This window comes from Variovorax sp. GW823-FHT04F07 (genome assembly GCF_058795995.1).
The window spans coordinates 764,745-778,809 of sequence record NZ_JBXAIG010000002.1 but is presented as its reverse complement, the minus strand read 5'-3'; the positions used below and the strand labels follow the sequence as shown (position 1 = coordinate 778,809).

14 protein-coding genes are annotated in these 14,065 nt (G+C 69.2%); 5 read left to right on the top strand and 9 right to left on the bottom strand.

Annotated elements, in window-relative coordinates; all coding sequences use genetic code 11:
* Positions 1-2 precede the first annotated feature (2 nt).
* The 5 genes from AC1RAA_RS12755 to AC1RAA_RS12735 are packed head-to-tail and all read right to left on the bottom strand — an operon-like array spanning position 3 to position 5,800.
* Positions 3-3,074 carry a pilus assembly protein gene (locus tag AC1RAA_RS12755; RefSeq protein WP_492728955.1) on the bottom strand — a complete coding sequence of 1,024 codons (3,072 nt, stop codon included), beginning with the start codon at positions 3,072-3,074 and terminating at the stop codon, positions 3-5.
* A 26-nt stretch (positions 3,075-3,100) separates the two neighbouring features.
* Entirely contained in the window at positions 3,101-3,718 is a 618-nt protein-coding gene (locus tag AC1RAA_RS12750) for a pilus assembly PilX family protein (protein WP_492728957.1), read from the bottom strand.
* Positions 3,715-4,845: a PilW family protein gene (locus tag AC1RAA_RS12745; protein WP_492728959.1), complete on the bottom strand. Its 1,131-nt coding sequence runs from the start codon at positions 4,843-4,845 to the stop codon at positions 3,715-3,717. The genes AC1RAA_RS12750 and AC1RAA_RS12745 overlap by 4 nt, the downstream gene beginning before the upstream one ends.
* The gene (gene pilV, locus AC1RAA_RS12740) at positions 4,842-5,402 is read right to left on the bottom strand and encodes a type IV pilus modification protein PilV (RefSeq protein ID WP_354343249.1); all 561 of its coding nucleotides are present in this window, start codon (positions 5,400-5,402) and stop codon (positions 4,842-4,844) included. Before pilV ends, AC1RAA_RS12745 begins: the two co-directional genes overlap by 4 nt.
* The gene (locus AC1RAA_RS12735; protein WP_070061626.1) at positions 5,396-5,800 is read right to left on the bottom strand and encodes a type IV pilin protein; all 405 of its coding nucleotides are present in this window, start codon (positions 5,798-5,800) and stop codon (positions 5,396-5,398) included. Before AC1RAA_RS12735 ends, pilV begins: the two co-directional genes overlap by 7 nt.
* A gap of 230 nt (positions 5,801-6,030) precedes the next feature.
* Between AC1RAA_RS12735 and AC1RAA_RS12730 the strand changes: the two genes are divergently transcribed.
* Together AC1RAA_RS12730 and AC1RAA_RS12725 are read left to right on the top strand one after the other, a co-directional pair.
* Entirely contained in the window at positions 6,031-8,103 is a 2,073-nt protein-coding gene (locus AC1RAA_RS12730) for a carbon starvation CstA family protein (protein WP_095744137.1), read from the top strand.
* Positions 8,104-8,120: 17 nt separating this feature from the next.
* Positions 8,121-8,327 carry a YbdD/YjiX family protein gene (locus tag AC1RAA_RS12725; RefSeq protein ID WP_062472123.1) on the top strand — a complete coding sequence of 69 codons (207 nt, stop codon included), beginning with the start codon at positions 8,121-8,123 and terminating at the stop codon, positions 8,325-8,327.
* A gap of 56 nt (positions 8,328-8,383) precedes the next feature.
* On the opposite strand, the gene AC1RAA_RS12720 is transcribed toward AC1RAA_RS12725, so the two are convergent.
* Positions 8,384-9,268, bottom strand: a complete 885-nt coding sequence (locus tag AC1RAA_RS12720) for a LysR substrate-binding domain-containing protein (protein ID WP_492728962.1) — start codon at positions 9,266-9,268, stop codon at positions 8,384-8,386.
* Positions 9,269-9,338: 70 nt separating this feature from the next.
* Between AC1RAA_RS12720 and AC1RAA_RS12715 the strand changes: the two genes are divergently transcribed.
* From AC1RAA_RS12715 to AC1RAA_RS12705, 3 genes are all read left to right on the top strand, one after another.
* On the top strand, positions 9,339-10,391 hold the full coding sequence (locus AC1RAA_RS12715) for a YeiH family protein (RefSeq protein WP_492728964.1): 1,053 nt from the start codon (positions 9,339-9,341) through the stop codon (positions 10,389-10,391).
* Positions 10,392-10,505: 114 nt separating this feature from the next.
* Complete coding sequence (locus AC1RAA_RS12710; RefSeq protein ID WP_492728966.1) at positions 10,506-10,925, top strand: sel1 repeat family protein; 420 nt, start codon at positions 10,506-10,508, stop codon at positions 10,923-10,925.
* A gap of 91 nt (positions 10,926-11,016) precedes the next feature.
* A complete protein-coding gene (locus AC1RAA_RS12705; RefSeq protein ID WP_492728968.1) occupies positions 11,017-11,484 on the top strand; it encodes a hypothetical protein in 468 nt (155 codons plus the stop codon).
* Between the two features lie 20 nt (positions 11,485-11,504).
* Here AC1RAA_RS12705 and AC1RAA_RS12700 read toward each other — a convergent pair whose 3' ends face one another.
* From AC1RAA_RS12700 to AC1RAA_RS12690, 3 genes are read right to left on the bottom strand one after another with little or no spacing between them, the layout of a single operon-like run.
* Complete coding sequence (locus AC1RAA_RS12700) at positions 11,505-12,335, bottom strand: urease accessory protein UreD (protein WP_492728970.1); 831 nt, start codon at positions 12,333-12,335, stop codon at positions 11,505-11,507.
* Positions 12,336-12,357: 22 nt separating this feature from the next.
* Positions 12,358-12,885 (bottom strand): nucleoside deaminase, encoded by a 528-nt coding sequence (locus AC1RAA_RS12695; RefSeq protein WP_095744142.1) that lies wholly within the window; start codon positions 12,883-12,885, stop codon positions 12,358-12,360.
* Positions 12,882-13,910: an ABC transporter substrate-binding protein gene (locus AC1RAA_RS12690; RefSeq protein WP_492728972.1), complete on the bottom strand. Its 1,029-nt coding sequence runs from the start codon at positions 13,908-13,910 to the stop codon at positions 12,882-12,884. Before AC1RAA_RS12690 ends, AC1RAA_RS12695 begins: the two co-directional genes overlap by 4 nt.
* Between the last annotated feature and the right edge of the window lie 155 nt (positions 13,911-14,065).

The window sequence follows — 14,065 nt, the reverse complement described above, 5'->3', positions numbered from 1 at the left end:
CTTTACTTCTGGATGAACCAGTAGACCCGGCCCTTGGGCTGCTTGAAGGCGGCCTTGGGCGCGGTGCCCTTGGGGCTGAGGAAGGAGTCGGGGTTGGCGCCGATGACCACGTCGCGCATGCCGCCATCGCCGTCCAGCTGCACGCGGCCCACGACCGGCGTGGGCGCGAGGCCGCCGCCCACCACGTTCTGGAAGCGCCCGTTGGTGCCCTGGGCGGCCGCGTTGACGTACGACACGTTGTAGACCCGCGCGGTGCCCAGGTCGGCCCGGCACGACTGCGTGTTGGGGTTGGTGGGCGTGTGGGTGTTGAAGGTGGTGACGCCGTAGGCGGTCACCGAGCCGGTCACGACCTGCTCGCCTGCTGCGAGCCCGAGGTACCAGCCCTTCTTGGTGGCGAGGTCGGACGAACTCGGCGTGCTCGCGTCGGTGATGGCCTGCAGCGAGGTATGGCACAGCACCTCGTTGCCGGTGCCGCAGCGGTCGGCCTCGCTGGTCAGCCAGGTGGCGTCGGTGGGCTTGTCGACCAGCATGTAGAAGCGGTTGGCCACGCCGAGCGCGACGTTGTAGTGGCGCAGCGGCTTCTCGCGGTCGCCCGAGCCCAGCAGCACGACGTAGGCGCCGTTGTCCGCGACCACGTCGGGGCCGAACATGAACTTGCGGTTGGGCGTGCAGGTGGTCACCGTGTCGCAGCCGAGCGAGGCGATCTGGGTCATGGCCCAGGCGGACGGGGCCGCGCTGCCGATGGCGATGCGGTAGACGTTGCCGCCCAGGTCGGCTGCGTAGGCGATGGTGGCGATGCCCAGGGTGTCGGTGACCACCGTCACTTCGCCGACCACGGGGCGGGCGGTGGTGAACACCTTGAGCTGCGCGCCGGTGTTGGCGTCGAGCACGTAGATCCGGTTGCCCTTCACGCCGGCGCCGCAGGCCTGGGCGGCGCTGTTGGTGTCGACGTCTTCGCACTTGTCGTAGCCGCCGCCGAAGACCAACAGCGGGCTGCTGCCGCTGCCGTAGCCGGTGGCGCGCAGCACCTTCGGCGCCGACCAGGTCTGGCCGATGCCTTCGAAGCCGGTGTCGCAGCCGGTGTCGTCGTTCTGGTTGGGGCAGCCCTTGCGCCACTTCAGCGTGGGTGCGGCGGGCGACGAGACGTCGAAGGCGTAGACCAGCCGGCCGCCGCGGCGCATGCTGGCGTAGAGCCAGGCGGTGTTGCCCTGGCGGTAGGCCGCGACCGCGCCGTCCATGCCGTAGGGCTTGGGCGCCACCGTGCCCAGGCTGACGGGCAGGCCGGGGAAGTTGATGCGCGTGGTGTTGTTGTACAGCCGCTTGAGGCTGCCGTAGAACTCGGGCGGCATGAACGACCACAGCTCGGAGCCTGCGGCGGCCCCGTCGATGGCCGTGTTGCGGTTGCCGTTGATGGCGCGCAGCACGCCGTCGTTGCCGCCGTAGAACACCACGACCTGGGGCGAGGCGTCGGTGCCGTAGTTGATGGCCACCGGGCGCGAGTGCACCACGTCGCCGTGCACCGAGGGACGCATGGCGCTCGAGGGCACCGGGTTGCCCTGGGCGTTGGGCCGTTCGTCGCCCTGGTTGTCCAGGCCTCGCGCCCAGTTGATGAGCTGGGTGCGCTCGGCGGTTGCGGTAACGCCGAGTGCGGTGGTGGTGATGGCCGTGTTGGCGTCGTCGAAGGCGGTGAGCGCGGTGCAGCTTCCCGCCGCGCAGGTCTTCATGTTGCGCACGGCCGGCACGATGCCGCGCAGCATGCGGCCCTGTGCGCCTTTCTCGACCACGTTGCCGTCGGGGCTGTCCGCGGCTTCTTTCTTGATGCAGTCGCCGGCCGGCCGGAAGCTCCAGTAGGCGTCGCTGTCGCTGGCGGCGGGTGTCCAGAAGCTGCGCGCGCAGGGCGCGATGAAGCCGGTCTGGTTGTTCACCGCGTTCTTGTCGTCGGCGTCCTGCAGGATCAGCTGGCTGCTGCTGTCCAGCCCGAGCTTGTACTGCTTGAGGTTGCCGTTCCAGCGCGGAAAGGCGTTCTCGTCGGGACGGAACATGCCCACGAACACCTGGTTCAGGTAGGTGCCCTGGGTGTTCACGCTCACGGGCAGGCTCACCGAGGAGAACACGCTGTTGACCGACTGGATCTTGCTGAAGATGTCGTCCAGCGCCTCGCCGAGCGCGGCGCCGAGCTGGGGCTTGTCCGAGATGTCGTAGTACTCGCCGTTGCTCTGCTTGGCCATGCTCAGCAGCAGCGCGCTCCAGCCCGGGCCCTGGCCCTGCGTGGCCTTGGCGGCCTCGATGGTGTAGACCTTGACGCCCATGCTGGTCTGCAGGAAGCGCGCCCATTCGTCGGCCGTGCTGTCCTGCGAGCCGCTGGTGGTGAGCGTGATCTGCGTCGTGTCGCCGCCGGCGGCGCGCAAGGCGTCGGTGGAGAGCTTGCTGTCGTTCGTGTTGTCCTGCGCCGCGCCGTTGCTGATGTAGATGACGAAGGTGCCGATGCAGTTCTCGGTGCTCGGGCCGACGTAGGTGCTGGCGTTGACGCTGGCCAGCGCGTTGCGCGTCAGCGCGTAGATGGCCTTCGATGCCGAGGTGCCGCTCACGTTGCCGGTGTAGTCGGTCTTGACCTTGCCGTTGCCGGCGATGGGCGCGGCGCTGGCCAGGTAGCGGTAGACCTCGGCCATGGTCTTGCCGGCCTTGCCGCCGTTGGACTTGTCGCCGAGCTTGTCGAGGCTGCGGATCATGGCGCCGTACTTGAGCTTGGTGCCGCTGTCGAGCGTGCGCACCGCGGCGCGCACGTAGCCGCCGTCGCTGTTCGAATTGCCCTGGCCGGTCTCGGTGAACATCATCAGGCCGACCTTGAACTTGTCGGCCTGCAGGCTTTCGAAGGCGCTGGCGAGCGCGTTGAGCTCGTCGGTGAAGGGCTGGTTCCAGTTGGCCGTGTTGTCCAGTACGAACAGCACGTTCGGGGCCTGGGTGGCGCTGGGGTTGTAGCCCACGAAGAGATCGATGTCCTCCGCCTGCGCCGCCTGCATCGGCAATGCAAGCAGCACGGCGGCCCACAGCGTGGTGAGTAGTTTCCTTGTCATGGCGGGGACCCGTTCATCGTCGTGGTTCAAGAGGCGGCTGGCGCGGGTTCGGCTGGCGCGACCGGCGGCGGCGCGCACAGCGCTTCGAACTGCGCCTTGTTGAGCAGCGCCCGCACGCCCTGGCGCACGGAGGTGGTGGTGCCGGTGGCGCCGGGGGTGGTGTCGGTCACGGTGGTGCTGATGTCCCACACGGTGTTGTACTGGTCGGGCAGGGCCGCGAGCCCCGAGCCGCTGCTGGACGCGCCGCCCGTGATGCCGCCCGGGCCCGTGCTGCCGCCGCCGCCGCTGTCGACCGCCTTGGTGGCGCGCACGCACACGGGCGGGGCGACGGTGACCGTGTAGTCGTCCAGGCCGTCGTTGTTGATGTCGACCATGCTCACGGTGCCCTGCGGCGGCGCGAGCGACGGGGTGCCGTCGCTGCCGGGCACCAGCAGGCTGGCGGCCACTTCCTCGATCGCGCGGTTGGCGGCGGCCACGGCTTCGTTGCGGGTCTGCAGGTTGCCCACGGCCTTGAGGTTGGCGCCGCTGAGGTTGAAGGCGGCGGTGACCACGAGCGTGATCAGCAGCAGCATGATCATCCCGATGATCAGCGCGGCGCCGCGCTGGGTCTGGGTGGAGCGGCCGGCGTGCACGCGTGGCTTCATGGCGTTTCCCTCCGGCCGGTGACGTTGGTCAGGCGCACGGTGGTCGCGAACGCGTGCCGCTTGTAGTGGTCGTTGAACGGCCCGAGCGCCACGGCACCCATCTGGTACCTGCGCGTGTCGGTGTGGCCCGGCGAGATGGCGGTGGCGCGCGCGAGCACATACAGCTTCACGGCCACCGCGTTGACCAGCTGGTCGGCGGTGCAGGTCGCGCCGCAGTGCACGAAGGCGCCGTCGGGGCTGCCGTCGCCGCGGTTGGACGGGGTGGACTTGTTCGCCGGGTCGGCCCAGGCGATGGCCTGGGCGTAGTTGACGGCGGCGCCGGTCTTGCTCAGCGTGTCCAGGCCGAGCTCGACGCGAAAGCCCTCGACGCCTTCGATCAGCGCCGTGGGCGGTTGCTGCGCGAGCGTGCCGCCCACCAGGTCGAAGCGCGAGCGTGCCAGCGTGGGAATTCCGTCGTTTTCGGCCTCGGCGTAGTCGCGCACGTAGTAGATGTCGGCCACCAGCTTGCGCTTGGGTGAAGGGGTGGTGCAGTCCTTGAGGAACATCTGGTCGAACGCGCCGGTCGAGAGGTCGAACGACGAGGGCTTTTGCGTACCGCACAGCGACGACTGGAAGTACATCGCGCCGGCCACGTCGGCGTCGCAATGGGGCGTGCCGGGCAGGCAGGTTTCGGCATGGCGCACCACGAGGATGTCGGTGCCGGTCTTGTGGTGCGTCAGCAGGTCGGTGCAGGTGGCCGGCACGCTGCTGTAGACCTGCACGGGCAGGTCGAGCAGCTGGCGCTTGTAGTCCTCGGTCCAGTTCGCCGCCGAGTAGGCCAGGCACGGGTCGGGCACGTTGCCGGTGGGCACGTGCGTGGGCGCGGCGCTGACCGTGAGGTCGTCGAACTCGGGCATGTAGTTTTCCCAGAAGCCCGCGTGCGAGATCTCGTTCTCGAGCACGAAGATGCTCAGGCGCCCGGTTTCGATCTGGCGGTTGACGCGTTCCATCTCGCGCTGGGAGCCGCTCACGTTGAGGAACAGCGTGAGCAGCGCGGCCATCACGATGAGCATGATGGTGATGGCCACCATCAGCTCGATCAGCGTCAGCCCGCGCTGGGCGCGGCGTGCGGTGGGGCGCGGGTTCATGAGAGCGATCCGATGCGCACGAGCGTGGTCACGGTGCGGCGGCACAGGTCGTTGATGCACTTGGAGCCGGTGCCGCCGTCGTAGAGGTCCTTGCCGCAGGCCACGCCGGCCGGCGGCGCCGAGATCGGGCCCAGGCCCTGCCAGGCGACCGTCACGAGGTACTCGTTGTTGCCCATGTCTTCCACGCAGCCGCGCCCGCCGATGACGGTGCCCAACTTGTCGTTGCCCGAGAACTCGGCGGCGCCCTGCAGCGCGTTGCACCACTCCTTGGCGTCGATCTGCTGGCGCGTGCCGGTGCCGGTGGGGCAGGCATCTGTGCCACCCAGCGGTGCGCTGGTGGCGTAGCTGGCCGCCACGCGGCGGTTGATGGCGATGCGGTTGGCCATGTCGTTGAGCAGGATCAGCGCCTGCGAGCGCTGGTACGACTCCATCTCGGAGGCCTGCAGCCGGGCCTGCAGCCCCACGAGGCCGAACAGGCCGAAGGCCAGCACGAGCAGGGTGACCAGCACTTCGATCAGCGTGGCGCCGCGCTGGCGCCGCAGGGCGGGGCTCACCATTTGTTGGACGGCGTCTTCACGCCTTCGCTGGTGAGCCCGAGGTTGCCGTCGCTTTGCTGGCTGCCGATCGCGGTGAAGGTGATCGTGAAGGTGGGCGGGCCGGATTCCTGCAGCGCGACGTCGTAGCTGTAGTTGCTGCTGACTTCGGCGGGCAGGCTGTAGCCGCTGGCGGTCAGTGCCGTCTTGTCGGCGTAGCCGCGGTTGGCAATGAGGAACTGCTGCTGCCGGTTGGCGATGTCCATCATCTGCGCCTGGGCCGCCGAGCGCTTCGATCGCACGATGTACTGCCGGTAGCTGGGCAGCGCGATCGACGCCAGGATGGCCACGATGGCCACCGTGATCATGACCTCGATCAATGTGAAGCCGCGGGGGGCGCGTGCCTGCGAATGCTGGGTCATCGTGGACTCGTCAGAGATGTTTCACATTGTTAGTGAATGTGAATTTATCACATCTAATGTGAGCGCAACGGATTTGCGGCGCTTCCGGCGGCTGTCGGGCGGAGGCGATTTGGGCGCGGATAGGGGTTATCCATTAGGCAATTCCACCCGGCCAGCCCGCGCGGTCCGACGGATGCGGCCCGGCGGCGGGCGGGGAACACTCGCCCGGTTCATATCGAGGAGACATCCGCATGCCCAACATTCGCCGCCATCTGGTGTGGCTGGCCGTGGCCGTGCTCGGCGCTTTTGCGCTGGGCACCGTCGCCCTGAGCCGGGGAGAGAGCATCAACGCCCTGTGGGTCGTGACCGCCGCGCTCTGCACCTACCTGATCGCCTACCGCTACTACAGCCTGTTCATCGCCGACAAGGTGCTGGGGCTGGACGCCAACCGCAAGACGCCCGCGCACCGCCACAACGACGGCCTGGACTACGTGCCGACCGACAAGAACGTGCTGTTCGGCCACCACTTTGCGGCCATTGCGGGCGCCGGCCCGCTGGTGGGGCCGGTGCTCGCCGCGCAGATGGGCTACCTGCCCGGTTTGCTGTGGGTGCTGGCGGGTGTGGTGTTCGCGGGGGCGGTGCAGGACTTCATCATCCTGTTCATCTCCACGCGCCGCGACGGCCGCTCGCTGGGCGACCTGGTCAAGCAGGAGATGGGCGTGGTGCCCGGCATGATCGCGCTGTTCGGCACCTTCATGATCATGATCATCATCCTGGCGGTGTTGGCCCTGATCGTGGTGAAGGCGCTGGCCGAATCGCCGTGGGGCAGCTTCACGGTGGCCGCGACGATTCCGGTGGCGCTGTTCATGGGCGTGTACCTGCGCTACATCCGCCCGGGCCGCATCGGCGAGGTGTCGGTGATCGGCTTCGTGCTGCTCATGGCGGCCATCTTCGGCGGACAGTGGGTCAGCCAGCACCCGGTGTGGGGCCCGGCCTTCACCTTCGACGGCAAGGCGCTCACCTGGATGCTCGTGGGCTACGGCTTCGTCGCCGCCAGCCTGCCGGTGTGGCTGCTGCTGGCGCCGCGCGACTACCTGTCGACCTTCCTGAAGATCGGCACCATCATCGCGCTGGCGATTGGCATCGTGGTCGTGATGCCCACGCTGCAGATGCCCGCGATCACGCAGTTCGCGCAAGGCAACGGCCCGGTGTGGTCGGGCAGCCTGTTCCCGTTCCTGTTCATCACCATCGCCTGCGGCGCCGTCTCGGGCTTCCACGCGCTGATCTCTTCGGGCACCACGCCCAAGATGCTCGACAACGAGCGCCACGCGCGCTTCATCGGCTACGGCGGCATGCTGGCCGAATCGTTCGTCGCCGTGATGGCGCTGGTGGCGGCCTCGTGCATCGAGCCGGGCATCTACTTCGCGATGAACAGCCCGGGCGCGCTGGTCGGCACCACGGTGCAACAGGCCGCCGCCACCATTTCGGGCTGGGGCTTCGTCGTCACGCCCGAGATGCTGCTGCAGACGGCCAAGGACGTGGGCGAGACCACCATCCTCGGGCGCACCGGCGGCGCGCCGACGCTGGCCGTGGGCATGGCCCACATCCTTCACCAGGTAATCGGCGGGCAGGCCATGATGGCCTTCTGGTACCACTTCGCGATCCTGTTCGAGGCGCTCTTCATCCTCACGGCGGTGGACGCCGGCACGCGCGCCGGCCGCTTCATGCTGCAGGACCTGCTGGGCAGCTTCGTGCCCGCGCTCAAGCGCACCGACTCGCTGCCGGCCAACCTGATCGCCACCGCGCTGTGCGTGGCGGCCTGGGGCTACTTCCTGTACCAGGGCGTGGTCGATCCGCTGGGCGGCATCAACACGCTGTGGCCGCTGTTCGGCATCTCCAACCAGATGCTGGCCGCGGTGGCGCTGATGCTGGGCGTGGTCGTGCTGTTCCGCATGAAGCGCGAGCGCTACGCCTGGGTGGCGGCGGCGCCGGCCGTGTGGCTGCTGGCCTGCACGCTGACGGCGGGCTGGCAGAAGATCTTCTCGAGCGATCCGAAGATCGGCTTCCTGTCGCACGCGGCCAAGTACGCCGACGGCCTGGCCAACGGCGTGCTGATCGCGCCGGCCAAGACGCCCGAAGCCATGTCGCGCATCGTCTTCAACGACCGGCTCGACGCGGCGCTGTGCGCGCTGTTCATCTTCGTGGTGCTGAGCGTGCTGGTCTACAGCATCAAGGCCTGCCTGGCAGCCCGCGCCGCCAACCGGCCGACCACGCAGGAGACGCCGTTCGAGGCGATGGGCGCGGCCTCGTCCGCCGCCCACTGACCGAGCGGAAGCACGCCATGGGCCTCGCCATGCCGGAAGCCGGGCGCTACATCGCCCGCTCGATCAAGCAGTCGCTGCGGCTCATGGTCGGGCTGCCCGACTACGACGTCTACCTGACGCACATGGCGGCCACCCACCCCGACCGGGCGCCGATGAGCTACGAGGAATTCTTCCGCGAGCGGCTCGAGGCGCGCTACGGCGCGGGCAAGGGCCGCTGCTGCTAGCCGCAGCCGGCTGACAACAACGAGAAAGGGCGCACACGGTGCGCCCTTTTTTCATGTCACGAGGCGTCGAGGATCTGCGCCATCCGCAGCGCCGCCGGCGAGAGCGGCCGGTTCTTCAGCGCCAGCCGGTACAGCGGCCGCGACAGCACCGCGCCCGGCAGCTTCAGCTCGCGCAGCGTGCCCAGCGCGAGCATGTCGGCCACCACCACGCGCGGCAGTATCGAGATGCCGACCCCGCTGGCCACGGTGCGCGCAATGGCTTCGTTGCTCGCCATTTCCATCCACGGCGGCGCGTCGATGCCGTGCGCCGCGCACAGCGCCTCGGTGGCCTGGCGCGTGCCCGAGCCCGGCTCGCGCAGGATCCAGTGCTGCCGGCCCAGCAGCGCGGCCGTCACGCCGCGCCGGGGCAGGGCGGCATCGGGCGGCGCGACGATGGCGAGCGGGTCGGTGGTCCACTCGCGCACCTCGACGCGCTCCTCGTCCACGCGGCCCTCGACCAGCGCAAGGTCGATGCGGCATTCGAGCAGTTGCTCGCACACCCACTGCGTGTTGCCGACCGTGACGCGCGGCACCACCGCCGGGTAGGCGGCGCAGAAGGCCGCGATCTGCGGCGGCAGCCAGTAGCTCGCCACCGTCGTGCTGGCGCCCAGCGTGAGGCTGCCGCGCTGCACGCCGACGCGCGCACGCACGTCGTCCAGCGCCGCGCGCTCCATCGCGAAGATGCCGCGCGCATGCGTGAGCAGCGACGCGCCCGCCTCGGTGAGCCGAAAGCCCTTGCCCGCGCCGCGCTCGATGAGCGTCAGGTCGAGCTGGTGCTCCAGTTCGCGGATGCCCTTGGACACCGCCGGCTGGCTGATCCACAGGCCCTCGGCCGCGCGCGAGAAGCTGCCCGCCTCGGCCACGGCGACGAACAGGCGCACCAGGTGCAGGTTCAGGCTCATAACTTAACTTCATGCATCGGTGAAGTTTATGTCTTTGACTCATGAGGTGTCGATTCCTAAGCTCGGGTCCATGTCCTCCCTTGCCGCCTCCTTGCCCGGTTTCTCCTTCGTTCGCCGCTGCGGCCCCGGCGTGTTGCTGTCCGCACTGCTGGCGGCCGCCGCCGCGCTGCTGGCTGAATGGCCGCCGATGGTGCACCTGGGCCTGAGCGCGCTCACGCTGGCCATCGCGCTGGGCATGGTGGCGGGCAACACGGTGTTCCCCGCGGTGTCGCAGCGCACCGGCGCCGGCGTGGACTTCGCGCGCAGCGCCTTGCTGCGCGCGGGCATCGTGCTCTACGGCTTTCGCATCTCGCTGAGCGACATCGGCGCCGTCGGCTGGCCCGGCGTGCTGATCGCGATGGCGATGGTGGCGCTGACCTTCGGCCTCGCCGTGCGCATCGGCACGCGCTGGCTGGGGCTCGACCGCGAGACCGCCGCGCTCATCGGCGCAGGCAGCGCCATCTGCGGCGCCGCCGCCGTGATGGCCACGCAGCCCGTGGTGCGCGGCGAAGAGCACAAGGTGTCGATCGCCGTTGCCACGGTGGTCGTGTTCGGCACGCTGTCGATGGTGGCGTACCCGCTGCTCTATCCGTACCTCGGGCTCACGGAGCATGCCTTCGGCCTCTTCGCGGGCTCCACCATCCACGAGGTGGCGCAGGTGGTTGCGGTCGGCGAGGCCGTCAGCCCGGGCGCGGCGAACGCGGCCGTGGTCGAGAAGATGCTGCGCGTGATGATGCTGGCGCCGTTCCTCATGGGCCTGTCGTTCCGCGTGGCGGCGTCGACGCCGGGCGCGGCGAGCCCGGGCGCGTGCTGGCGCCAGGTGCGCGTGCCATGGTTCGCGGTGCTGTTCATCGCTGTGAGCGCCGTGCATTCGCTCGACGTGCTACCCCGTGCACTCGTCGCCGCGCTCGTGCAGTTCGACACGCTGCTGCTGGCCACCGCCATGGCCGCGATGGGCCTGCGCACCAGCGCCGCGAGCCTGCGCAAGGCGGGGGCGCAACCGCTCAAGCTGGGGGCGCTGCTGTTCGTGTTCCTGGCGGCCGGCGGCTATGCGGTGAACGCCGCCGTGCTGGCGATGTTCTGAACGAATTTCGCGCAGGGCTCAGGCGCCGCCTGAGGCGTCCTGCGTGAATTCCAGTTTCTCCTGCGCGCGCCTTCGCGGGACCATCGGTGCCACGCAATTCGTGGAGAAAAACCGATGTCATCCGAACTCAACCAGATCGCCAGTTGGTCGCTGCGCTGGCGCATTGTCCTGTCAGGCGCGCTGTGCCTCGTTGCCGCCATCGCCGCGGCGAAGCCCTTCGATGTGAACACCGACCTGCAGACCGAGCAGCGCTACCAGCTCGCCCTCGAAGCGCAGGCCGCACGCGACTACCGCACGATGCTCGAGCAGCTGCGCCAGGCCGCCACCGAAGGCCATCCCGAGGCGCAGGAGATGCTGGGCATGGTGCTGCTGACGGGGCCCACGCTGTACGGATCGGCCGTGAAGGCCGACCGCTGCGAGGCGCGCACGTGGATGCTGCGCGCCGCCGGGCAGGGCAGCGAAACGGCCAGGGTGCAGCTGGCGTTTCTCAACAGGCTGCGCAGCGCGCCGTCCGGAAAGATCGCCTGCGGTTGATGGCGGGTGCGGTGCGGCCATACTCGGCGCTCCTTCACGAGCGCGCCGTTGCATGCCCACTCCTTCTTCTGCGAACCGATGCAAGCGCACCGTGTCCTGGCTCCTGTTCGCGTTCGTGCTGGCGCTCGCGCTCGCCGGGTGCACGGCAACGGGAAACAAGCCCGACGCGACCGTCACCCGGACCGCCGACGGCTACGAGGTCACGCTCTACGCCACCCGGGGCTTGATGGTGCATGACCCTGTGTCACTGATCTTCCACCGCAGCTACGAACTCGAATCCCGCATCCGGGTGCCGTCGATCGAGGGGCGCGTCGACGCAGCCGACGCCTCGGTGTACGAGGTGAGCGAATTCGACAAGGCGGCCGAGAAGAAGGCGCCTTCCACGCACCCTGTCGACCTCCGACTGCGGGAGCACTACGAGAAGGAGCGCAGGCCGCGCCTCACGGGCGCGCTTGTTTTCTCGGGCCACACGCTGACGGTCGACGTGCAGGCGGTGGGGCAGGGCAGTTCGTCCCCATACCCGTTCAACGGCACCTACCGCCTGACAACACGAAAGTAGCGGCGATTGCCGCCTGCTCCTCAGGTCGCCCAGATGCGCGGCGTGGCCGCCGGCAGTTGCCACAGCTCGCCGCGCCACGCCTGCCAGACCTGCCGCAGCAGCTGCATCGCAGGTTCGACCACCGGCGCGAGCACGCGCAGCACCACCACCTCCGCATGCGGGCTGGTCGCGCCCGCGCTCTCGTGCAGTTCGTGTGCCTCAAGCAGCGTGCGCGCCTGCGCCAGCAGGGCCTCGCGCCGTGCCTTGGCCATCGGCGAGCCCGCCACGACGAACAGCGAAGCGAGGCAGCGGTGGCCGCCCAGGCCCAGCGGGCTTTGCAGCAGGCGGTGGTCGCTCGCATCGATGCGCCCGCGCTCCAGCCACACGCCGGGCGCTTCGATGTGCTGCAAGTAGGTGCCGCGTTCGAAGGGCTGGTGGGCGTTCGGCAGGCCGAGTGCGCACACGTCCCAGCCGATCATCTCGGCGCCCGGTGCGACCTCGAGGGTGAGCCGGTTCTCCGCCTGGCAGCCGCTGTAGCAGATGGCTTCGAGCGGCAGCCATTCGAGCCGCGCGCCCTGTGCGAGGCGGATGCGCGTGCGTTGCAGCGCGGTCTCGCCTTCGGAGCGGTAGAAGCGCGAGGCGCCGGGCGTGGTGATCAGGCCGTGGCTGCCATCGGCGGCTTCGATGTCGATGTCGAGCGTGTCGCCGCCCACGAGGCCGCCCGGCGGATGCACCAGCACGTTGTGGCACACCGCATCGCCCTCGGGGTAGAGGCTCTGCAGGATGCGCAGCGGGCCGTCGTGGCGGAAACGGGCGACGCTGCGGTCGGCTTCTTTTTGGTAGGCGAGGTGGAGACGGGCGTGCCAGGGCATGCGAGGAGTCTAGTGCGCCGGCTCAGGTCTTCCAGGCGCCGTCGTGGGCCGCCGCAGCTTCATCGATGAGCGCCGGCCCGATGCACTCGATGGCATGCGGCGAAGCGCGGAACACGTCGCGGCACGACAGTTCCGCGTCGCGCTGGTCCTGCCGCTCGCCGCGGAACACACGCAGCCGCTGCGCGTCGATGCCGAACACCACGCGGCCGATGTTCGACCAGAAGATCGCGCCCGCGCACATCACGCACGGTTCGCCTGAGGCATAGAGCGTGGCGCCCGCCAGCTCCTCGCGCGTGAGGCCACGGCCGGCCAGTGCGCGCAGTGCGTTCACCTCGGCGTGCGCGGTGCAGTCACCGGTTTCTGCGTTGCTGTTCGCGGCCTCGGCCAGCACTTCGCCGGCGGCCGAGACGATGACCGAGCCGAAGGGCCGGTTGCCGCGTCGGCGCGCGGCGTGCGACCACACGATGGCCTTGCGCAGGTAGCGGCCGTCGCGCTCGTCGAGCGTGGTTTCTTCGGGGAGGGAAGGAGTGGGGTTTTCAGGAGGGGTCATGCCTTGGGTGCGGGAAGAAGGCGCTCGCTGCGCGCAGGCAGCATCGAGCTGTTGAAGAGGGCATCGGCCGAGGGCCGCGTCTTCAGGCCGAAGGTGTCGGCCACCTCGTCGACCTGTTGTTCGAGCGTGAGCTTGCGGATGTCGCCCAGCCCGTGGCCGCGCGTGTCCGCCGCGCCCACGTACTGCGCCGTGAGGCCCCAGCGTTCGAGTTCGACCTTCTCGTCCAGGATCGGTTCGCGCTGGCGCATGGCCGCGATGCTCGGCACGGGGTTGGCAAAGGTCTCGACGATGGCGCGGTTGGTCGCGCGCAAGAAAGCCGCCACCACCTTCGGGTTCTGCGCGATGAGGTTGCTGCTCGCCAGGATCGCGTTGCCGTACAGGTTGACGCCCGCGTCCGCGTACTTGAGCACCGAGAGCTCGTCGGCCTTCATGCGCGCGAAGAGCGAGACGGCCGAGTCGTGGAAGTAGGTGGCGGCATCGACGTCGCCGCGCACCATCACGTTGTCGCGCGCGCTGAAGTCGGTGGTCTGCCACTGGAAGGCGTCGCCGCGCATGCCCTGTTTGCGCGCCACCATCGGCCAGGCGCGGCGCGTGGACTCGACGGCGGCGGCCGCCACCTTCTTGCCGGTGAGGCTCTTGAAGTCGGTCGTCACGCCGCGGTCCTTGCGCCCGATGATCACGAACGGTGCACGGTTGTAGTACTGGTACACGGCCTGCACCACCGGCGTGCCCGGGTTCTGTGCGTTGAACTCGACCAGCGAGCTGATGTCGCCCAGGCCCAGCTGGTAGACGCCGCTGGCGATGCGCGTGATCGACGCGACCGAGCCGGCGCCGGTGTCGATCGTCACGTCCAGCCCCTCGTCGCGGTAGTAGCCCCTGGCCTGCGCCAGGAAGAAGGGCGCGGTCTGGCCGTTGATGCGGAAGTCGAGCGTGAACTTGAGCGGTGTGAGCTTGCCGCCCTGCGCGAACACGGCAGGGGCGGCGAGGGTGGCGGCAGCGGCGGCAAGAAAGGATCGGCGTTGCATGGTGGGGCCTCGGAGTCGGTGGTCTTGACGGATGCCTCCCACCGCGGGCGGGAGGCGCCTCAAGAGCAATTTCCGGGCGGGCGCACGGGGATGGTGCGTGCGCTGCTGAACGCTTCTACTCTTGCTCGCTGTCTTGCATGAGGCATGCCAGGGTG